This is a genomic window from Microbacterium sp. NPDC006705 (genome assembly GCF_044903545.1).
GTDB classification, from domain to species: Bacteria; Actinomycetota; Actinomycetes; order Actinomycetales; family Microbacteriaceae; genus Microbacterium; species Microbacterium plantarum.
Map to the genome: position 1 here is coordinate 2074757 of NZ_JBJDQQ010000001.1, position 19637 is coordinate 2094393.

The 19637-nt window shown below is 71.9% G+C and carries 19 protein-coding genes; 11 read left to right on the top strand and 8 right to left on the bottom strand.

The window, feature by feature from the left end; all coding sequences use genetic code 11:
* Nucleotides 1-49: 49 nt before the first annotated feature.
* The 4 genes from ACI2K6_RS09940 to ACI2K6_RS09955 form a co-directional block, all read right to left on the bottom strand.
* A complete protein-coding gene (locus ACI2K6_RS09940; RefSeq protein ID WP_404568501.1) occupies nt 50-310 on the bottom strand; it encodes a hypothetical protein in 261 nt (86 codons plus the stop codon).
* Nucleotides 307-684 carry a flagellar export chaperone FliS gene (gene fliS, locus ACI2K6_RS09945; RefSeq protein ID WP_274179487.1) on the bottom strand — a complete coding sequence of 126 codons (378 nt, stop codon included), beginning with the start codon at nt 682-684 and terminating at the stop codon, nt 307-309. Before fliS ends, ACI2K6_RS09940 begins: the two co-directional genes overlap by 4 nt.
* Nucleotides 681-2060 carry a flagellar filament capping protein FliD gene (fliD, locus tag ACI2K6_RS09950; protein WP_404568502.1) on the bottom strand — a complete coding sequence of 460 codons (1380 nt, stop codon included), beginning with the start codon at nt 2058-2060 and terminating at the stop codon, nt 681-683. Before fliD ends, fliS begins: the two co-directional genes overlap by 4 nt.
* 93 nt (nt 2061-2153) lie before the next feature.
* Nucleotides 2154-2954, bottom strand: a complete 801-nt coding sequence (locus ACI2K6_RS09955) for a sigma-70 family RNA polymerase sigma factor (protein WP_404568586.1) — start codon at nt 2952-2954, stop codon at nt 2154-2156.
* Nucleotides 2955-3194: 240 nt separating this feature from the next.
* Between ACI2K6_RS09955 and flgN the strand changes: the two genes are divergently transcribed.
* Genes flgN through ACI2K6_RS09975 form a run of 4 tightly spaced genes read left to right on the top strand, consistent with a single transcriptional unit; the run spans nt 3195 to nt 6349 of the window.
* Nucleotides 3195-3677, top strand: coding sequence for a flagellar export chaperone FlgN (gene flgN / locus ACI2K6_RS09960; protein WP_036304750.1), 483 nt, complete (start codon nt 3195-3197; stop codon nt 3675-3677).
* Nucleotides 3678-3685: 8 nt separating this feature from the next.
* Nucleotides 3686-5089 carry a flagellar hook-associated protein FlgK gene (flgK, locus tag ACI2K6_RS09965; protein ID WP_282501677.1) on the top strand — a complete coding sequence of 468 codons (1404 nt, stop codon included), beginning with the start codon at nt 3686-3688 and terminating at the stop codon, nt 5087-5089.
* Nucleotides 5090-5102: 13 nt separating this feature from the next.
* Nucleotides 5103-5984: a flagellin gene (locus ACI2K6_RS09970; RefSeq protein WP_112615201.1), complete on the top strand. Its 882-nt coding sequence runs from the start codon at nt 5103-5105 to the stop codon at nt 5982-5984.
* Nucleotides 5981-6349: a flagellar assembly protein FliW gene (locus ACI2K6_RS09975; RefSeq protein WP_112615199.1), complete on the top strand. Its 369-nt coding sequence runs from the start codon at nt 5981-5983 to the stop codon at nt 6347-6349. The genes ACI2K6_RS09970 and ACI2K6_RS09975 overlap by 4 nt, the downstream gene beginning before the upstream one ends.
* 17 nt (nt 6350-6366) lie before the next feature.
* On the opposite strand, the gene ACI2K6_RS09980 is transcribed toward ACI2K6_RS09975, so the two are convergent.
* Nucleotides 6367-7443 (bottom strand): sugar-transfer associated ATP-grasp domain-containing protein, encoded by a 1077-nt coding sequence (locus ACI2K6_RS09980; RefSeq protein WP_404568503.1) that lies wholly within the window; start codon nt 7441-7443, stop codon nt 6367-6369.
* Nucleotides 7444-7539: 96 nt separating this feature from the next.
* Nucleotides 7540-8460, bottom strand: a complete 921-nt coding sequence (locus ACI2K6_RS09985) for a flagellin (protein WP_404568504.1) — start codon at nt 8458-8460, stop codon at nt 7540-7542.
* 72 nt (nt 8461-8532) lie between these two features.
* Between ACI2K6_RS09985 and ACI2K6_RS09990 the strand changes: the two genes are divergently transcribed.
* The 7 genes from ACI2K6_RS09990 to ACI2K6_RS10020 are packed head-to-tail and all read left to right on the top strand — an operon-like array spanning nt 8533 to nt 14693.
* The gene (locus tag ACI2K6_RS09990) at nt 8533-9387 is read left to right on the top strand and encodes a metal ABC transporter ATP-binding protein (RefSeq protein WP_114588855.1); all 855 of its coding nucleotides are present in this window, start codon (nt 8533-8535) and stop codon (nt 9385-9387) included.
* Nucleotides 9384-10265: a metal ABC transporter permease gene (locus ACI2K6_RS09995; protein ID WP_354451865.1), complete on the top strand. Its 882-nt coding sequence runs from the start codon at nt 9384-9386 to the stop codon at nt 10263-10265. Before ACI2K6_RS09990 ends, ACI2K6_RS09995 begins: the two co-directional genes overlap by 4 nt.
* Before the next feature lie 10 nt (nt 10266-10275).
* The gene (locus ACI2K6_RS10000; RefSeq protein WP_404568505.1) at nt 10276-10692 is read left to right on the top strand and encodes a Fur family transcriptional regulator; all 417 of its coding nucleotides are present in this window, start codon (nt 10276-10278) and stop codon (nt 10690-10692) included.
* Nucleotides 10670-11689 (top strand): permease, encoded by a 1020-nt coding sequence (locus tag ACI2K6_RS10005; protein ID WP_112615189.1) that lies wholly within the window; start codon nt 10670-10672, stop codon nt 11687-11689. Before ACI2K6_RS10000 ends, ACI2K6_RS10005 begins: the two co-directional genes overlap by 23 nt.
* Entirely contained in the window at nt 11682-12587 is a 906-nt protein-coding gene (locus tag ACI2K6_RS10010; protein WP_404568506.1) for a DUF1980 domain-containing protein, read from the top strand. The genes ACI2K6_RS10005 and ACI2K6_RS10010 overlap by 8 nt, the downstream gene beginning before the upstream one ends.
* On the top strand, nt 12577-14007 hold the full coding sequence (locus ACI2K6_RS10015) for a hypothetical protein (protein ID WP_404568507.1): 1431 nt from the start codon (nt 12577-12579) through the stop codon (nt 14005-14007). The genes ACI2K6_RS10010 and ACI2K6_RS10015 overlap by 11 nt, the downstream gene beginning before the upstream one ends.
* Nucleotides 13980-14693 carry a DNA-3-methyladenine glycosylase gene (locus ACI2K6_RS10020; RefSeq protein WP_404568508.1) on the top strand — a complete coding sequence of 238 codons (714 nt, stop codon included), beginning with the start codon at nt 13980-13982 and terminating at the stop codon, nt 14691-14693. The genes ACI2K6_RS10015 and ACI2K6_RS10020 overlap by 28 nt, the downstream gene beginning before the upstream one ends.
* 162 nt (nt 14694-14855) lie before the next feature.
* Here the strand turns inward: ACI2K6_RS10020 and ACI2K6_RS10025 are convergent, their stop codons facing one another.
* Both ACI2K6_RS10025 and ACI2K6_RS10030 read right to left on the bottom strand, forming a co-directional pair.
* A complete protein-coding gene (locus ACI2K6_RS10025) occupies nt 14856-16382 on the bottom strand; it encodes a DUF222 domain-containing protein (RefSeq protein ID WP_404568509.1) in 1527 nt (508 codons plus the stop codon).
* Nucleotides 16383-16533: 151 nt separating this feature from the next.
* Nucleotides 16534-19542 carry a DEAD/DEAH box helicase family protein gene (locus tag ACI2K6_RS10030; RefSeq protein WP_404568510.1) on the bottom strand — a complete coding sequence of 1003 codons (3009 nt, stop codon included), beginning with the start codon at nt 19540-19542 and terminating at the stop codon, nt 16534-16536.
* Nucleotides 19543-19637 lie beyond the last annotated feature (95 nt).

Below are 19637 nucleotides of genomic sequence, written 5' to 3' on the forward strand. Positions count from 1 at the left end.
CCGCCGCAGCGACGCCGTTAGACGGGCATCCGGCGATCCGCGCGCCCGGTCAGCCGTCGACGTCGAGGTAGACGGCGTCCGGCTGTGACTGCGGGATGCGATCGAGAGCGTCGAGGTGTCCGCGAAGGGCGTCCCGTTCGGCGCGCAACGCCCGCGCGCGATCGGCCTGCGCGCGCAGGATCGCCCGGGCCCGCTCTTCGAGGTGCGCCGGGATCGGGCCGAGATTCGCGGGCGCGTGCCACGGCTGAGCCGGGGAGGTTTCTGCAGCGAGCTCCGCCTCGAGCCCGTCGAGCAGGTCGGACCAGGTCACGCGGGCGCCGCTTCCGCCGCGCCGTGCCACGCCTCGCGCAGGGGAGCGATGAGATCGCGGCATTCGCGGGTGCGCTCGGGATCGCGGCCGATGTTGGCCCCGATGAGCGTGCGGGTGATGTAGTCGTAGACGGCCCGGAGCGCCGCCGATCCGCTCCAGCTGTCGTCGAGCGAGCCGGTCAGCTCGACGAGGATCCGCTGCGCGTGCTGCAGCTGATCGTTGGCCGTCTGCCAGTCTCCCGACCGCTGCGCCGCCTCTCCGCGTTCGACGTCGAGGAGCAGCCGGTCGAACAGGAGCGTGACGAGGCGCGACGGGCTCGCCGAGAGGATCGTCTCTTCGCGGTAGCGCTGCTGCGCGCGGAGGGCGGCGTTCACTTCTTCGCCGTTCCCGACAGGGCCGACAGCTGCGACTCGAGGTACGACGACTGGGTCTGCAGCCGCGAGAGCATCGTCTCCATTGCGGCGTACGTGCGTTCGAGTGTCGCTCGCCGCTGCTCGAGCCGCAGGTCCCAGCGCGCCAGCTGCTCGCCGAGCATCTTCACCTCGGACTCCTGCCCCGTGATGCGGGCCGTGAGCAGGCCCTCGTACTTGTCGGAGTAGCGCTCGGCGACATCCTGAACCCGCGCCGCGACCCCCGCGAAGACCTGCTGCACGCCGGCGGGGTCGTCGGCGAGGGCTTTCGTGAACGCGTCCTCGTCGAAGGTCAGCGCGCCCCACCGGTCGACGCTCAGGCCCATCGTCGAGGGGGCGACCCCGTCGAGCGGCAGCTGCACGGCGCCGGTGAGCGCCTGGTGGAGCGCGCGCACGGTGCTGTCACCCGTGAACACGCCGAGGGTCGTCTGCTGGCCCGGGGTCGTGGCGGCCGTGGCGGTGGACCCGCGGGCGATGCCAGCCAGCAGCGTGCCGATCTGGGTGACGAACGCCTTCGCGGCGGCCGCGCTGCCATCGGCGTCCGCGGCCACGGTGACCGAGACCGGCGTGGCCGCGGCCCGGGTCACCGTCACGTCGACGCCGGCGAACAGGGACCTGAAGGTGTTGCTCGCCGAGGTCACGGTCTGCTCGGCGGCGGTTCCCGCCCACAGACGCACCTGCGCATCCGCGCCCACCGTCACGATCGCCGATCCGGGTTCCGTGGCGAGGTCGCTCGCCGTGCCTGCCGCGACCGCTGCCGCGTCGCCGCGGAACACCTGGAACGTGTTCTCGGCGCCCGTCTCGGTCGCGGTGATCTGCAGGCGCCACAGGGCCTGGCCGTCAGCATCGACGCCCGCCGACACCGCCGACGCGGTGATGCCGGTGCCGGTCGCGCTCAGCGCGTGGGCGATGTCGGCTGCGGCGCCCGACGTCGGGCGGACCTCGACGGGCTTGCCGTCGGCGCCGAGCACCGTGAAGACGAGCGGATCGTCCGTTGCCGAGCCGAAGGCCCCCGTGACGACGCTGTGGGCGGTGGCGACGCGGTCGACGACGACGTCGGCGCGCAGGACCGGGGCCCCCGCGGATGCCGTCACCGTGAGGCTGTCGTCGGAGCTGGTCGCCGTCCGCTGCAGGAGCGCCGTCGGGCCGGCGGCATCCTTCGCCTTCGTCGCCAGGGACTGCAGCGACGCATTGAGTGACTGCAGCTGGGCGATGACGGCTTTGCGGTCGTCGGACTTGGCGCTGAGGATCGTCCGCGGCAGGCGCTCGACGTTCATGAGCGCGTCGATGATCGCCTTGGTGTCGAGTTTCGAGGCGAGGCCGTCGATCGAGATCGCCATGTGCCCGTCCTGTCGTTCGTCGGTGCGGCCGCGTGCGCGCCGTCCGTTCGCTCTATCGACCGTGCGGGCGGGATCGTTAGCCGGCGCGACGCGTCAGAGCGCGACGGATGCCGCCGGCGCCACGCCGCGGCCGCTGCGGGGCACCATCGCGGTGATGCGGGCGAAGTACGCCTCGCGCGTCTCGACCGAGACCCGTGAGATGGGTTCGGCCTGCTCCTCGGCCGCGAACCGCTCCAGGGCGTCGCGGAGCAGCCGGATGGCTTCGGCACGCTGCTGCGAGACGGCGGAGTGCGAGACGCCCAGCTCGGCCGCGATCTCCTTGACGGGGCGCTCGTCGATGTAGACAGCCTGGACGATGGTCCTCATGCGCTCGGGGAGAGCCGCCACGGCGCGCTCGAGCACGTCGCGCCGTTCGCGGAGCACGGCGGCCTCGTCGGGCAGGACCATCGGGCTCGGCACCTCGAGCGCCGTCGCGTCGTCGATGCTCGTGACCGTGCGCGCCGCGTCGTCGAGGGCTTCGACGACCGCGGCACGCGGCAGGCCCATCGTGGCCGCGATCTCGTCGACGCCGGCGACACGGCCGAGGCGAGCGGTCAGGGTGTCGCGGACGGCCGTGGTCTCCTTGATGCGCTTGCGGATGCCGCGCGAGGCCCAGTCCATCGATCGCATCTCATCGGCGAACGCGCCGAGGATGCGGCGCCGTGCGTACGCGCCGAAGGGGACACCGAGGGCGGGGTCGAACGCGTCGGCGGCCGTCACGAGGGCGAGGGCGCCGACCGACGCCAGCTCCTCCAGCGGCACGTGCGTGGCCCGCGAGTGCAGATCCCGCGCCAGATAGCCCACGAGGGGCAGGTTCTCTTCGATGAGTCGATTGCGTTCCGCGTGACCGAGGATGTGCAAGGGGGGCCTCTTTCGTGGCGTGCACCCGCTTCCGCGGCCCGAATTCGCGGAAGCCGTCACGCCGGCTGAGGCCATCATAAGCAAAATGAGAAACATCTCATACGGAATCCTGAGGAGATGTAACGGGATCGACTCATCGGCCGATAGACGAGGATGATCGCTTCAGAACGGTTCGTCGGAAGAGCGAGTCGTTCGATGCGGTCCATGGGGGGCTGCTCAGGTAAGGGGGACACCTTGGGAGCTAATGAACTGTCGATGCAGCTGTGGCGCGAACGCGAGCTGCTCGAGATGCTGATCTTCAAACTCGAGGAGCAGCGCCTGCTGCTCGAGGCCGGGAACACGCGCTGGATCCATCTCGCGTCGCGCGAGATCGAGCGCGTCCTGGAGGAGCTGCGCGAGTCGGGCCTCGGCCGCGACGTCGAGGTGGCCGCCGTCGCGCGCGAGTGGGGCGTGCCCGAAGCCGCCACGCTGTCGGAGCTGCTCGATTCGGCCCCGACCGGCACGTGGCGGGATGTCTTCGCCGAGCACCGCGCCGCGCTCACCGAACGCATGGCGGAGGTCTCGCAGCTGAAAGAGGCGAACGAGACGCACCTGCGCGCAGCCAGTCGCGCAGTGGACGAGACGCTCGCCGGACTCGAGTCCGGCACGGGCGAGTACACCACGGGCGGTGGGCGAGTCCGCGAGGACACCGCGCGCATCGTCGACCGGGAGATGTGAGGACGCAGATGTCGACATTCAGCGGGTTGGGGACGGCCGCGAGTGCGCTCGCCGCGGCGCGGCGCGGCATGGACCTCGCGGGACAGAACGTCGCCAACCAGCTGACGCCCGGATACACGCGGCAGCGGCTGGAGACGTCCGCGGTCGCGCCGCCGGCGGGCGCGACGCGCTTCGGACCGGTCGCCGGCCAGGGCGTCTCCGTCGACGGGATCGCGCGGCTGGGGGATGCGGTGCTCGATGCGCGGGTCCGCGACACCCTCGCGGCATCCGGCTACTGGTCCGCGCGTGCGCAGGCCGCGGTGCGCGCCGAGGCCTCGCTCGCCGAGCCGGGCAAGAACGGCCTGGCCGACCAGCTCTCGCAGCTGTGGACCGCATGGCAGGACCTGTCGAACGCTCCCGACTCCACGGCGGCTGCCGCCGCCGTCGTGACCCGGGGTGAGACGCTCGTCGCACGGATCGCCGACGGATACCGCTCCGTCGCCGAGCAGTGGTCGTCGGCGCGCGACGCCGCCGAGCTGACGGTCGATCAGATCAACGCCGCCGCGGCCGAGATCGCCGAGCTCAACGCTGGGATCCGCGAGGTCGGCGTGGCGGGCGGCTCCGCGAACGAGCTCATCGACCGGCGGAACCTGCTCGCGCAGACCGTCTCGCGGCTCTCGGGCGCCGTCGGCACGGTGGAGTCCGACGGCACCCTCACCCTGAGGGTCGACGGGAACGCCCTCGTCTCGGGCACGCGAGCCCGCGAGCTCGAGGTCATCGGTCCCCGCTCCATCGGCGCGGACGAGCCGGTCGTGCTCGCCTGGCGCGAGCCCGGTGCTCCGCCCGTCGGGGTCTCCAGCGGCGAGCTGGCCGGCACCCTGTCGGTGCTCGCGCCTGCCGAGTCCGGCGGAGTGCTGGCGGGGCTCGCGGCGTCGTACAACGACCTCGCGGCATCCCTCGCCACGACGGTGAACGCGCAGCACCGGCTCGGGTCGACCGCGTCGGGCGTGCCGGGCGGTGACTTCTTCGCCGTCGCGGCGGACACGCCCGCTGCGCTCGCGCTCAGCGTCGTACCCCGCGGCCGCGACGACTTGGCAATCGCCGCTCCCGGTGCGGGCGCTCTCGACGGCGGGAACGCCGACGCGCTGTCGGGCATCGGGAAGCGGTCCGACGGACCCGACGCGCGGTGGAGCGATGTCGTCTCGCGTCTCGCGGTCGCCACCGCCGCCGAATCGGGACGGGCCGCGCGCGCCGAGACGACGGCGGTGGCCGCGGCGGCCGCGCAGCAGTCGGTCGCCGGCGTCGACAACGACGAGGAGACCATGAGTCTGCTGACGTACCAGACCGCCTACCAGGCGGCGGCGCGTGTGCTCACCGCCGTCGACGAAGCCCTCGACATCCTCATCAACCGCACCGGCCTCGTCGGCCGCTGACACCCGGAGCGCCATGATCAGCCGAGTCACATCGCAGACGCTCGCGCAGTCCGCCCTGCGGAACCTGCAGTCGGGCCTGAACGACCTGTCCCGCCTCCAGAACCAGGCGACCTCGCAGCGGGCGTTCGCCGCCCCGTCCGACGACCCCGCCGCCGCGTCGGCCGCTCTCGACCTCCACGCGGCCCAGCACCGGAACGCCCAGTACGCGCGCAACATCGGCGACGGCCTCACCTGGGTGACGACCGTCGACAACGCCATCTCGGCCTCGACGTCACTGCTCGGGCGTGCGCGCGACCTCACCCTGCGCGGCGCGAACTCGGGGGCACTCGACGCCAACGCGCGCGAGGCGATCGCGCTCGAGCTCGAGACCATCGCCGATGAGCTCTTCGCCCAGGCGAACACGACGCTGCTCGGACGCTCCGTCTTCGCCGGCACCACCGAGGGCAGCGCCTTCGCAGCCGACTTCACGTTCGCGGGCGTGCCGGGCAGCGAGGTGCGCCGACGCGTCGCCGACGGCGAGACGGTGCGCGTCGACGCGAGCGGCGCGGAGGTGTTCGGCTCGGGCGAGGACTCGGTCTTCGCCCTGATCGGATCGATCGTCGCCGATCTGCGCGGCGGAGCCGACATGCGCGGCCGCATCGACCAGATCGACGACCGTATGAACGCGATGCTGGGGGTGCAGGGCACGGTGGGGGCGAGGCAGAATCAGATCATGCGAGCCAAAGACGCGGCGGCCGACGCGACGGTGTCCCTCGAGGCGCAGCGCGCGGCGGTCGAGGACATCGACACCGTCGAGGTGCTCGTCGCCCTGAAGTCGCAGGAGCTCGTCTACCAGTCCGCCCTCGCCGTCACCGCGCGGGTGATGCAGCCGACGCTGATGGACTTCCTCCGATGACCGCGCTCCAGTTCGTGACACCGCCCCCCGGGCTGTCGCCGCACACGTCGTTCTCCCTCGACGAGGTCGACAGCGCTGGAGGCCTCTACGCGCTGACGGCCGCCGACGACCCGGGGGTGCGGCTGTTCGCCGTCGATCCGGGGGCCGTCATCGACGACTACGCGCCGACGCTCTCCGACGCGAACGTCGCCGACCTGGGACTGTCCGAGCCGGCGGATGCCCGGGTGCTCGTGGTGGCGCGGATGACGGACGAGGGCATCGGCGTGAATCTCCTCGCCCCCGTCGTGATCAACCGGCGCACCGGCGTCGCGGCGCAGGTCATCCTCGAGGGGCAGGACCTGCCCGTTCGGGCCCTGCTGGCCTGACCCCGGCCCGGCCCGTCTCAGGCCGCGGCGCGCGCCGCGGCCGTCCGCGGAAGCGATGACGCCGACCCGGCGGCATCCGCATCGATCGCCGCGAGATAGCGCGGCTTGTGTCCCGTGCGGATGCCGGTCGCGCTCGGCTTGTTCTCGTAGACGCCCGCCGCCCAGTTGCCCTCGACGAGCACGGGGCCGGTCGGGGAGACCGCGATGTCCCAGCCGACGTAGCGCACCTGGGGCACGACGCGCGCGAGTCGGTCGACGAAATCGAGCACCTCGTCGAACATCGGCAGGCGGAAATCGGCGATGCGGATGCCGCTGTCGGGATGTGTCGGGTACACGCGGTCGTTCGAGTCGTAGCCGTCTCCCGTGGCGCGGCCGGTCTCGTCGAGCATTGCGTAGAAGCCGCCGAAGGCGTTCTGGTCGCTCACCGCGCCCCGGCCGAATTTCTGGGCCATGGCGAGCACGTGCGTCCGCTCACCGTCGAAGTAGGTTGTCACGCGCGTGGTGTTGACGGTGCCGGGGCAGAGGGCCGCGAGCTCGTCGTGCTGGCGGATGACCTCTTCGACGAGTGTCTCGCCCCGCTCCAGCAGTCCGCGGTGGAACAGCGTCCAGTCGGTGACGTCGTGGGCGACGTAGCGATGCACGCCGAGGCCTGCGCGTCCCATCGGCTCCTTCGTGACGATCGTGCCGTGCCGCAGTGCGAAGGCGCGCACGTCGTCGACATTGTCGGCAGTCACGACCAGCCACTCGCGCTGCAGGTGCGGGGCGAAGGTGTCGTTGAAGGCGATCTTGTCGTGGAAGAGGTGCCGGTAGGCCGGATCGTCGAACCGCACTGCGAGGCGGTGCGAGACGGGGCTCGTCATGTAGGTCGCGCGCTCAGCACGGGTAAGCATGGCGAAGTCGTAGTCGATGTAGTCCTGGAACCCGACGCCCCGCGCCCCGGCCTGCCAGAGCATGTCGACGACGACGCCGAGCGTGCTGCGGCCGTGCCGCTGTCCGGCCCGCCGCGCGCGGGCGACGAGGCTGCTCGGGTTGACGCGTCGAGCCCGCTCCCACAGGAAGGGGAGACCGGGCGTCAGGGTTCGGGGGGATGTCATCGGGTTCCTCGTGTGGTTCTCAGGCGCGTTCCCGCGGTGCGCCCGCGACGGCGATGGGTCCTGCGTCGGGCGGCGCAGGACCCACCGTCGCGAGGCTTACCGGAGCAGCTGGAGCACGCCCTGGTTGGCCTGGTTCGCCTGCGCGAGCATGGCGGTGCCCGCCTGCGACAGGATGTTCGCCGCGGTGTACTTGACCATCTCGGCCGCCATGTCGGTGTCGCGGATGCGGCTGTTGGCCGCCGACAGGTTCTCCGCCGACACGTTCAGGCTGTTGATGGCCGACTCGAAGCGGTTCTGCGCAGCACCCAGACCGGCACGCTGCGACGACACCGCCGTGATCGCCTTGTCGATGGCGGTGATCGCCGACGCCGCGTTCTCGGCGGAATCGAACTTCACCTCGATGGCGGCAGCCGCGGCCACAGCGGCGACATCGTCGCCGCCACCGGCGACACCGTCGGGACCGTTGCTGGCGGTAACGCCGTAGGTGAGGTCGACCACGCCGGCCAGGGCCGACTTGAGGTCGCCGAGCGTCACGCTGATCTGCGACGACGAGTCTCCGTCGGCACCGATCTGGAACGACAACGCCTTGGTGCCGTCGCCCTTCAGCAGGCTGATGCCGTTGAAGTTCGTCGACTCCGCGATGCGGCCGAGCTCGGCGGTCAGCTTGGTCGCCTCGTCGGTGATCGCGTTGCGCGAGGCCGGGTTGTTCGAGTCGTTTCCGGCCTGAACAGCCAGGTCGCGCACTCGCTGGAGGATCGAGTGGACCTCCGTCAGGGCACCTTCCGCGGTCTGGATGACCGAGATGCCGTCCTGAGCGTTGCGCGAAGCCACGTTGAGCCCGTTGACCTGAGACTTCAGGCCCTCCGAGATCGCGAGGCCGGCGGCGTCGTCCGCGGCGCGGTTGATGCGCAGACCGCTCGAGAGCTTCTCGAGCGACTTCGACACATCGTTCTGCGTGCTGGACAGGTTGCGGTAGGCGTTGAGCGCGCCCACGTTGGTGGCGATCTGCATTCCCATGGTTCATTCCTCCGTGATTGGGATGAGCGGGAGCCCGTCCTGGGCTCCCGGAGTCCGTCCGTGGACTCCTGGATGCCTCTATCGACCGCTCATCGTCATCGGTTAGGCGGGTACGCTGACCCGGTGAGCCTGCTCGATATCCGTGGTGCCGCGCTGCGGCGTTCGGGCCGCGAGCTGTGGAGCGGTCTCGACCTCACCGTCGAGCCGGGCGAGCTCATCGCGGTCCTCGGTCCGAGCGGTTCGGGCAAGACGACGCTGCTGCGCGCGATCCTCGGTCTCGAGCGTCTGAGCGAAGGGTCGATCACGGCGCTCGGCCGGCCCGTCAAGCACAAGGGCAACCGATCGATCGGCTACCTGCCGCAGGCGCGGCCCCTGCCGCGCGACACCGCGCTGCGCGCCCGCGACCTCGTCGCCCTCGGCGTCGACGGTCACCGCTTCGGTCTGCCGCTCCCGCGGAAGCGCGACCGCGAGCGCGTCGATCGCCTGCTCGACGGCGTCGGAGCGGCGTCCTTCGCCGATCGCCCCGTGGGGGTGCTGTCGGGAGGCGAGCAGCAACGCCTGCGCGTCGGCCAGGCTCTGGCCGACGACCCGCAGCTCCTGCTGTGCGACGAGCCGCTGACGAGCCTCGACCTGGCGAACCAGCAGGCCGTCGTCGGGCTCATCGATCAGCATCGGCGCTCGGGCGCCGGGGTGCTGCTCGTGACCCACGACATCAACCCGGTGCTCGGCAAGGTCGACCGCATCCTCTACATCGCGAACGGCCGCTTCACGCTCGGCACCCCGAAGGAGGTGCTGACCTCGCCCGTGCTCACCGACCTGTACGGCGCGCCGGTCTTCGTGCTGCGGGCGGGCGACCGGCTGGTCGTCGTCGGGGCCCCTGACGCCGACGCGTCGCACCACCACCACGACCACGGAGACCACGCATGAACTGGGCCGACGTCTGGGACGCGATGTTCGGCGGCCTCCCCGTCTACGGCGACATCCTCGCGCTCGTGCAGAACTCGGTCTGGGCCGGAGCCGTCCTCGGGCTCGTCGGTGGGCTCATCGGGGTCTTCGTGCTGCAGCGCGACATGGCCTTCGCCGTCCACGGCATCAGCGAGCTCTCTTTCGCGGGAGCCGCCGCCGCGCTCCTCATCGGCGTCGATGTGGTGACGGGATCAATCGTCGGGTCGATGATCGCCGCCGCCCTCATCGGGTGGCTCGGGTCGCGCGCCCGCGATCGCAACTCGATCATCGGCGTGCTCATGCCGTTCGGTCTGGGGCTCGGCATCCTGTTCCTCTCGCTCTACGACGGCCGCAGCGCCAACCGGTTCAGCCTGCTGACCGGCCAGATCGTGTCGGTGCAGTCCGGTCAGCTGGGGTGGCTCATCGGCATCGGCGCGTTCGTGCTCATCGCCCTGCTGCTGATCTGGCGTCCGCTGCGCTTCGACTCGCTCGACCCGCAGTCGGCCGCGGCGCGCGGTGTGCCGACGGTCGCCGTCTCGCTCGGGTTCATGCTGCTGCTCGGCCTCATCGTCGCCGTCGCGGTGCACATCATCGGCGCACTCCTCGTGATGGCGCTGCTCGTCACGCCCGCCGCCGCGGCCGTGCGGGTCGCGACGGGGTCCCTCGCCGTTCCGCTGCTCGCAGCCCTGTTCGGCGTCGTCTCCGCCGTCGGCGGCATCCTGCTGGCGGTCGCGGGAACGCTGCCGGTCAGCCCCTACATCACGACCATCTCGTTCATGATCTACGTGGTGTGCCGCATCGTCGGCGCGCGCCGCGGGCGGGTGCTGCGCACCCAGCCGACCCTGAGGCGCGCCGAGTAGACTCGCCGCCATGGCTCAGCGGAACACCTGGCAGCGCGAGCGCGTGCGCACGGCGCTGTCCGACGCCCGCGGGTTCGTCTCGGCCCAGGATCTCCACGCGTCGCTGCGCGACGACAAAACCGGCATCGGGTTGGCGACGGTCTACCGTGCCCTCGCGACCCTGGCCGCCTCGGGTGAGGCCGATCAGCTCCAGAGCCCCGATGGCGAGGCCATCTACCGCGCCTGCTCGAGCGACGGTCACCACCACCACCTCATCTGCCGGTCCTGCGGTCTGACCGTCGAGATCCAGGCGACGGATGTCGAGGAGTGGGCGCACCGCACCGCCGCCGCCAACGGTTTCACGCAGGCCGAGCACATCGTCGACATCTTCGGCGTCTGCGCCGCGTGCTCCGCGGCCCGAGCCGATGAGAAGCGTGGCGGGGCCTAAGACCGCACGGCTCGCGCCCTCTCCCGCGACGCGTTCCGCCGTCGCGCTCGGGATCGGTGCGGCCGTCGTCGTCGCCCTCGTCGCCCTGGCCGCGCTCACCCCCGGGCCCGCGCTGCCCACGCGTGCGCAAGACGGGGTCACCCTCGGGCTCAGCGTGCTCATCGAGTCGCTGCCGTTCGTCCTGCTCGGTGTCGCGCTATCGATCATCGTGCAGGTGTGGGTGCCGCCGGGAGTCATCGAGCGCTGGATGCCGCGCCGGGCGTGGGCTCGCCGCGCCGTGCTCTCGCTGCTGGGAATGCTCATCCCCGTCTGCGAGTGCGGCAACCTGCCGTTCGCGCGCGGCCTCATGATCCGCGGTTTCTCGGTGCCCGAGACGATGACCTTCCTCATCGCGGCGCCGATCGTGAACCCCATCGTCATCATCACGACCCACCAGGCGTTCGGATTCGACGACGGCATCCTCATCGCCCGGCTTCTCGGCGGGTACGCCGTCGCGAACCTCATCGGGTGGCTGTACTCGCGGCATCCCGATCCCGACGGCCTGCTGACCGATCGGTTCCTCGCGGCCTGCGAGCTCGCGGCCGAGGACCCGGGCGGGAAGGGCCGCCGGAGCCTCGCCCAGTTCGTGGTCGAACTGCGGGCCGTGATGCCGGCGCTGATCCTCGGCTCGGCGATCGCGGGCGCCGTCCAGGTGCTGGTGCCGCGCGACACGCTGCTCGCGATCGGGTCGAACCCGGCCCTGTCGATCCTCGCGATGATCCTGCTCGCGATGATCGTGTCGATCTGCTCGAACGTCGACTCGTTCTTCGCCCTGTCGTTCGCCTCGACCTTCACGCCCGGCTCGATCGTGGCGTTCCTCCTCGTCGGCCCGCTCGTCGATGTGAAGATGCTCGCGCTCATGCGCACGACGTTCCGCTCGCGGGTGCTCGTCGCGCTCGTCGTGATCGTCGTCCTCTTCGCGATCGCCGTCGGAGGGATGGTGAACCTCCTTGCCTAAGTCATCGGCCCTGCTGACCCGGCTCTTCGGCGTCGGGCTCGCCGCCGCGCTCGCCGCGATCACCGTCGCTCTCGCCGCCACGGGCCGTATCGGGCTCTACATCAACCCCGAGTCGGCCTGGTTCGCCGTCGGCATGTCGGTGCTCGGCCTCATCGGAGCCGTCGTGAGCTTCGCGCTGCCGCTCGGCGCCGAGGCCGATCACGGGCACGACCACGGCGAGCTGCACGGGCACGGACGCGAGCACTCGCACGAGCACGAACACATGCCGACGGATGCGGTGCCGACCTCCCGTCGCGCCGCCCGCGCCGCGTCGCTCGCCGACGCCGCTGCTCTCGCCGGTGACACCAGTGCGCCCGGCGCCGCGGTCGCACCGGTGCGTCCGCGCCCCGACTGGCGGCTCGTGCTGGGGTCCGCGGCTGCGGGAACCGGTGGGCTGCTCGCGACCGGCATCGTCGCGGTCGTCCTCGTGACGCCGCCGGCGACCCTGTCGGCCGAGCTCGCGATATCGCGCGACACGGGGACGCCGCCGCTGTTCCAGGGCGCCGACACGGTCGCGCTCGCGACGACCGGTGACACCTCGTCGTTCGGCGTCGGCGAGTGGGCGAGCGTCTTCGCGACGGCGACGAATCCGGAGGCCTTCGAGGGCGACGAGATCAGCCTGACGGGCTTCGTGACTCCGTCGAGCGCGGGAGGCTTCGGGCTGACGCGGCTCGTGATCACCCACTGCGTCATCGACGCGCAGCCCGCCAGCATCCCCATCGGCGACGCAGCCGACATCCCCGCGACGGGGGAGTGGGTCACCGTCACCGGCGTGATCCGCGACCGGGACGGCGCGCTCGTCGTCGAGGCCACGGGCGTGCAGTCCGTCGGCGAGCCCGAGGACCCCTATGAGTACTGATCGACGGGCCGGGGTCTCGCGCCGCGCGCGCACGCAGGAGCGCCGATCGCGGCGCTTCGTCGTCGCGATGGCGGCGGTGATCGGCGCGCTCGCGCTCGTCGGCGGAGCGAGCGGCGTGCTGACGACCGTTCAGGGGCCGCGGGCGACGGCGACGAGCGTCGACCCCGGGGCCGGGACCGAATCGGCGGGGTCGCGGCTGATCGTCACGACGACCCAGTCGCTCGAGGAGATCGATCCGGCGCAGGTGCACATCGCGCCGGCCGCGGACTTCACCGTCGACACATCGGGGCGGCAGATCGGCATCCGATTCACCCTGCCGCTGCGGGACGAGACCGACTACACCGTGCGGATCGACGGCGTGCAGGGCCTCGGCGGAGGGCCGGCGGCGACGATCGAGGAGTCGTTCTCGACGCCGGCGCTCGAGACCTACATCCTGCAGCGCGGCGGCGACGAAGACACCATCTTCCGCACCGGGATCGACGGTGAGAACGCGGTGCCGGTGTTCGCGGATCCGCATATCGAGGACTTCCGCGCCACGTCGACGCATCTCGCGATCGTGACCGCCGATGACGAGGGCGTCTCGACGCTGATCGTCACGGACCGCGACGGCGAGGGGGCGCGCGAGCTCGGCCTGCCGGGTCGCGGGTTCGTGACCAACCTGCAGACCGCCGACCGCGGCGACCTCATCGGTTATACCTACACCGACGCGGGCATCGGGTCGGCGGGCGGTCTCGAGAGCGCCCTGTTCACCGCGTCTCTCGCCGACGGTAGCGCCGACGATGAGCCCACGCAGCTGCAGTTCGCCGGCGGTGACGCGCGCGTCGACGACTGGCGCTTCGTGCCGGGGACGGATGCCGTGCTGCTGCTCGGCTTCGACGGGGCCCTGACGCTCGTTTCAGCTGCTGGAGGCGAGCCTGTCTCGCTCGGCAATGCGATCACGATCGACGGCATCGCCCGCGGCTCGACGGAAGCCATCGTGCAGCGGGCGACCGGCCTCGTCGCGATCGATCTCGCGACGGCGGAGGAGCGGCCGTTGAGCGCCGCGGATGCGGCAGCCGGCGAGACCCAGTCGGTCACGGCGTTGCCCGGCAACGCGGATGAGACGCTGCGCGTGCTCTCGCGGCTCGACGGGTTCACGGTGCTGTCGACGACGGCTGCCGTCGTCGGAGCCGACGGTGCGACCCGCGACGTGTTCACGGTCGCGCCGGATGACCTGCTGCTGCACACGTGCGTGTCGCCGAGCAGCCGGTACGCCGCGTTCCTCATCGCGCCCGACGCCGTCTCGAACTCGTATGACGCGTATGCGCTACCGCTGCCTGAACGCGTGCAGACCCACATCGTCGACCTCGGCACCGGCGAGGAGGTGTCGGCGCTCACCGGTTTCGACATCTCGTGGTGCCAGAGCGCGCCGCGGCCGTGAGCGCCGGGTTCCATCCCGCGGCCCGTGAGGAGCTCGCAGCGCTGCCCGTGCAGGTCGCGCCGCGCCTGCTCGGCGGGCTGCTCGAGGTCGCGGTCGACGGTGCGCGCGTCGTCGCGCGGCTGACGGAGGTCGAGGCGTATCACGGTCGCGATACGGGAGACCTGCCCGACCCCGGGTCGCACGCGCGCATGGGTCAGACCGCGCGCAACGCCACGATGTGGGGCGAACCCGGCCACCTGTACGTCTATCTCAGTCACGGCATCCATTCGTGCGTCAACGTCGTCTGCGGGCCGGCCGGGGTTGCCGGCGGTGTGCTGCTGCGCGCCGCGGAGATCGTGGAGGGCGCGGATGTCGCCCAGCTGCGGCGGGCTGCGGCTCGGACCCACCGGGATCTCGCTCGGGGGCCCGGGAGGCTCGGCGAGGCTGTCGGTCTGCGGCATCCTGCGCACGACGGCATCGACGCTGTTTCCGGGCTCGAGCGCGCCGGCGCCGTCGCCCGGCTGCTGCTTCGGGACGAGCCGGAGCGCGACGTTCTGACGGGCCCGCGCGTCGGGGTGGCCGGTGTCGCGGGAACGGAGGCGTTCCCGTGGCGATTCTGGATCGCGGGTGACCCGACGGTCTCACCGTTCCGCTGGGGGCGCGGCGCCGCCGAAGCAGCCGCAGAGGCCGGATCGTCCGCCCGCTGATCCCCGCGCTCTCGTGGCGCTTGCGGCGCTCGTGGCGCGCTCGCGATTGATCGCGGACCACTGACGACCGCAGACCGAACGGCAAACGCGGCAACGCGGCTCGGGCCGAGGCGTGACCTCGAGGGGTGCGTCGCCGCAGCACGGGGTGAGGGGCGGACCCCGTCAGAACGGCGGCGCAGATCCCGGAGGCGTATCGAGGCAACCCGGTGATCGCGGTGGTGGGGAGGGCGCGCCGGGCGGTTGTTGATCGTCCCGTCCATCGGGTGGACTCGCCGCGGTGAAGGCGACCGTGAATGCGACGAGGGGTGGTGGTGCGTCTTCGCGATAGATCCGTCCGGTGGGTGATGTCCAGATCAGCCTTCCGCCCGCGAGTTGTTGGACTCGCCATCGGGTGTGGTGTTTGACGTCGTGATGGCGTTTGCAGAGGTTGGCGAGGTTGCACACGTGCGTCGCGCCGCCGTCGGATGCGGCGATGGTGTGGTCGAGTTCGCAGCGGATGGCGGGTTGCCGGCATCCGGGGAACCGGCAGTGCCGGTCTCGGGCTCGCAGCAGCCGCACCATGGCCGCGGTGGGCCGGTAGCTGTCGCACTCGAGCACCGTCCCGGTGACCGGGTGGGTGAGAAGCCGGTCCCAGGAGGTCGCGTTGCCGGCGAGCTCGCGGGCGGTCGCGGCATCGATGGGGGAGCGCCCCGCGAGGTCGGCCGGCCCGTCGTCCTGTCCCATGAGCGTCAGTGCCGACACCGCGACCTGCACGTGCGCGCGGATCGCCCCGAGCGTTCCGTCGCCGTCACCGGTGCCAGTCGGGTCGAGCGCCGGCGTCCCCGCGAGGAGGAGGTCACTGAACACGTCGGCGCGGACTTGGTCGATGGTGCGGGCATCGTCGACGAACGACGACCCGTCGCGAATCGTCGTGTCGGCGCCGGGCGCGCCGCCGTTGGTGTCGGCTCGAACGCCAGGCGCCTCGGCTTGAGCGTCAGGGGCGTCGGCTCGAGCGTCAGCGCCGCCACCTGCCGCGTCAGCCTGGGCCCGCGCGTTGATGATCTCCCGCGCCTGCCGCGTCAGCCGGTCCACGATTCCGTCGGCGATCACGGTCGGCAGCGTCGCGATCAGGTCCGACATCCCATCCGCCCCGGCCTGCACCCACACACACCGCCCCGCCGCGGCCTCTTCATGGCGTTCGGTGAACGTCCGCGGATGCATCCGCTCGGCCAGCATCCGCAGCCCGTCCCGCACCCGATTCGGTGTTTCGCCCGCGCACCGCTCAATCGCGACCCGCTCGAACTCCGCCCGTCCCTCCGCGGGCACGATGCATCCGACCTCCTGGATCACCCGCACATGCCCGCGGACGATGCGCCCGTCCTCCCACGCGGCCATCGTCACGGGGTAGTTCTCGACGAGATCACGGGCTTCATCGATGCGTCGCTGCAACGTCCGGTCGGTCGCGATGAACACCCCGGCCAGCTCCGCGGCGATCCCGCGCAGCGCCATCTCGCGCGCCTTGACCTTCTCCGACGCACCCGCGGCCTGCCTCTCAGCCAGCACCCCGGCCGCGGCAAGCACCCGAACCTCACGGATCTGCGCCAACCGCGCAGCATCCGCCGCGCCCTCGGCATCCGCGACCAGCACCGCCAGGGCATCGACATCGCTGTCGCTGCCCATCCCGCTGCCGAGTTCGTCATTCGAATGCATGTTCTAATGTTGCCACGGGCCCCCGACATCGCGCCCCGACTCTCCACAGACGCGCGCGGGGCCCCGAACCCGCACGGTCAGCCCGACAATGCACCGTGCCCGAGCCCGCCACCGCGCCAAAACGTGCACCGCGTCAGAGTGCTCCACCGCGTCAGTCCCAGCGTTCGATGACGGCGAGATCGCCCGCCACCGCGCCCCCGCGACGAGCCTCTGCCAGGAGGGCGAGTGCTTCCGGGCTGTCGACGAAATGGAGCGTGCACGGACCGACGGTCCGCTGCCAATCCTCCGCGAAGGAGCGCAGACGCCCGCCGGCCATGCCGAACGACGCGGGCACGGCCAAGAACTGCGACCGGCCCTGCCCGCCACCCCCGCCGCGCGCACCGCTCCCAACACGGGCGCGCTTCAGCAGCCACCGTACGAGTGGCGACCGGCCGCCGGCATCCACCTGCAGCAGGAATCGCGGCGTGCGTATCGGTCCGAGCAGCTCCGACATCGCGCCGGCGAAGACGTGCTGCTCGGCGAGGGTGGCATGGGTCAGGCGCAGTTCGAGGTGCTGGAAGCCGCCGGCATCCGTCGGTCGCTCGACGATCACCTCCGGCGTCGCCCGGTCGCCGATGCGTCCCGCGCGCTGCAATGCGGCCACGACGGTGCGCGCGATGCGGCGATACAGCTCCGGCGCCTCAGCGTGGGCTCGACGGGAGCGCCACCAGGCGCGAGCGACCGGCGCACCGGCGGCCACGGCGCCGGTCAGCGCCACCGCCCCGGCCGCGACCCCGGCCACGCCGACCGCGCCGACCACGCCGGCGACCATGAGCGCGAGCGCCGCCGCGGCGACGATGCCCGCCGTTGCCGTGCCGGCCCCGAGCACGGCATCCGCTCGGCGCCGCGTTCGGAAGGTGGGGTCGGCGGCGCGCCGGACGATCACGGTCTCCGTCGACTCCCGGTCCAGATAGCCCGTTCCGATCTGCCATGACGCCCGCGAGAGCTCTCGCGGCTCGACGACCGTCAGGGAATCGAGCTCGTCCGCCGACGGGAGAGAACCCGGCGCGAGCAGGCGTCGCTGCTCGGCCGTCAGTGCGCCGGCGAGCCCGCGGACGATGCGGCGGGGATCGTCGCGGTGCACGCCCCACAGGCGCGCCTGCTTGCGCCGCAGTCGCGAGAGATCGGGGGCCGCGTCGATCGGCGACGACGGCGGAAGCAGCGCGGTGACCGTCCAGATATGCGCGACCTTCTCGGGCCAGTCCGGGTCGAGGCGCAACGCGCGTCCGCGCAGCTGCTGCGTCGCGGGGGCTGTCGCCACCGATGACAGATCGATGAGCGTGTTCACCGCGGGACAGTCCCACCCCTCGCCGAAGAGGCCGCGGGTGCCGACGACGACGTCGAGCTGGCCGCGGCTCAGCAGGGTCGCGGCGGCACGGACGAAGCCCGCGGCACCGACGCCGGGAGCGGAGATCTCGGTCACCGCCGGATTCTCGGCGACGGCCGCGGTCGCCACCTCGACCCCCAGGGCCGCCGCCCACGCTTCAGCCAACGAACCGGCGTGACGCGTCGCGATGCGCGTCGTCGATCCGGTGACCAGGGCACCACGCAGGTCGGCGGTCGCGGCATCCGTCGTTAGGACGTCGAAGGTCCGCAACGCGCCCGCGCGGCTGACGAGTCCACCGTGGCGGTTGCCGTGCTCGCTGAAATCGGACACGACCAGTGCGCGCAAGCGCGTGCCCATCCGGTCGCGTTCGAGGCGGAGGATGTCGCACACCGCGCGGTCCTTCGTCAGCGATGACGCCAGCATCGTGTCGATGGGGTCGCGCGTGCGGCGCAGGCCACGGTCGGTCAGCGAGAAGCCGAAGTCGGCGAGTGCCGACCGGATCCGATCCCACCGGTCTCGGGCGGCCGGGTCGGGCAGCACGCGGTCGAGCGCGAAACGGCCCAGCAGTCGCAGAGACTCCTCCGTCGTCGGCTTTCGTCGCGCTGCGGTGGGCAGGCGTGCGACGAGTGGATGGTCGGGATGGACGGTCGCGAGCATCGCCGCCGCAGCCTCAGCGCCCGCGAAATCGTCGGCGAAGGCTTGTGCGAGGCGGATGTCGGCGTCATTCGGCGCCGCGCGTGCGGATGAGGCCGGCGGCGGGGGAGAGAGCGCCGGCCCCGGCGTCTCGGCGTCGCCTTCCGCATCCGCGCCGGCCTTGGCCTCGGCCGGAGGCTGGAGCATCCCGATGAGATGTGCGGCCCCGTCGCCGTGGGCGAAGGTCGAGCGGATGAGCACGGCGAGGCCGGTGGCGGCGCCCGACAGGAACGCGAGCTCGTCCGTCGTCGGCTCGACGAACCGCACGTACTCGCGGTACGGGGCGAGATTGCCCTCGCGGACGACCGCAGGGATCGGCACCTCGTAGTCGACCTCGCCGAGGAGCGAGGTGTAGTTGTCGTACGCGTTGCCGTCGTCGGGCGAGGGGAGCGTCGCGGTCAGGCCGACCACGAGCGGAGACCTGCCCGCGTCGCGCAGCCGTGCCACCAGAGCCGCGACGACGAGCGCCCAGTGGTCGAGCAGGTGATGGCACTCGTCGAGGACGACGGTGTCGACGCCGTGGTCGACGAGGCGCTCGATCAGCGCGCGAGCATTGGGGTGCAGTGCGCGCGACAGGGCGCCCGGGTCCTCCTGGGCGATGCGGCGTCGCAGCGTGCGCGAGCGCCGGGCTATCCCGGCGGCGTACGCGCGGTGGTTGCCCGAGCGCAGAGCGTCGAGCCAGGCGGATGCCGCATCCGTCGACCGGCCGTCCGCCTCGAGTTCGCGCAGCCAGCGCTCGTGGGCGAGCGCTGCGAGGGGATTCCCGCCGTCGAGCACGCTCAGCGACTGGTATGTCAGCGCCGTCAGTTCGCCCGGGGCTTCGCTCGTGGTCGAGACGGCGCCGGCCTCGGGGGCCAGCCGCCGCGCCTCGGCGGCCCACTGGTCGCGAATGGTGATCGTCGGGGCGAGGACGAGGGTCCGCGTCCCGCGCCGCATCGCGAGCAGGAGCCCGAGCAGGGTCTTGCCCGAACCGGGCGGAGCGACGATGTGCAGCGGACCGGGGCCGGAGGCGTCGACCCGTTCGAGCGCGTCGGCCTGATAGTGCCGCAACCGTCCGTCGAAGAGCCAGCGCCGAAGGGGAGCCTCGACCTCCGGCGACATAGCGGCAGTATGGCAGACCGTGCCGACGCGGCATCCGCGGGTCCCCTCCGGCCGGTCGCCCGGTCAAGGCGACACGCCGTCGCGTGCTAGACTGA

Coding starts and splice junctions, on each gene's coding strand:
- ACI2K6_RS09985 (WP_404568504.1), bottom strand. CDS start 8,460: ATGGGAATGCAGATCGCCACCAACGTGGGCGCGCTCAACGCCTACCGC.
- ACI2K6_RS09980 (WP_404568503.1), bottom strand. CDS start 7,443: ATGACATCCCCCCGAACCCTGACGCCCGGTCTCCCCTTCCTGTGGGAG.
- ACI2K6_RS10000 (WP_404568505.1), top strand. CDS start 10,276: ATGGCTCAGCGGAACACCTGGCAGCGCGAGCGCGTGCGCACGGCGCTG.
- ACI2K6_RS09975 (WP_112615199.1), top strand. CDS start 5,981: ATGACCGCGCTCCAGTTCGTGACACCGCCCCCCGGGCTGTCGCCGCAC.
- ACI2K6_RS10015 (WP_404568507.1), top strand. CDS start 12,577: ATGAGTACTGATCGACGGGCCGGGGTCTCGCGCCGCGCGCGCACGCAG.
- ACI2K6_RS10030 (WP_404568510.1), bottom strand. CDS start 19,542: ATGTCGCCGGAGGTCGAGGCTCCCCTTCGGCGCTGGCTCTTCGACGGA.
- ACI2K6_RS10005 (WP_112615189.1), top strand. CDS start 10,670: ATGAGAAGCGTGGCGGGGCCTAAGACCGCACGGCTCGCGCCCTCTCCC.
- ACI2K6_RS10025 (WP_404568509.1), bottom strand. CDS start 16,382: ATGCATTCGAATGACGAACTCGGCAGCGGGATGGGCAGCGACAGCGAT.
- ACI2K6_RS09990 (WP_114588855.1), top strand. CDS start 8,533: ATGCCTCTATCGACCGCTCATCGTCATCGGTTAGGCGGGTACGCTGAC.
- ACI2K6_RS09970 (WP_112615201.1), top strand. CDS start 5,103: ATGATCAGCCGAGTCACATCGCAGACGCTCGCGCAGTCCGCCCTGCGG.
- fliD (WP_404568502.1), bottom strand. CDS start 2,060: ATGGCGATCTCGATCGACGGCCTCGCCTCGAAACTCGACACCAAGGCG.
- flgK (WP_282501677.1), top strand. CDS start 3,686: ATGTCGACATTCAGCGGGTTGGGGACGGCCGCGAGTGCGCTCGCCGCG.
- ACI2K6_RS09995 (WP_354451865.1), top strand. CDS start 9,384: ATGAACTGGGCCGACGTCTGGGACGCGATGTTCGGCGGCCTCCCCGTC.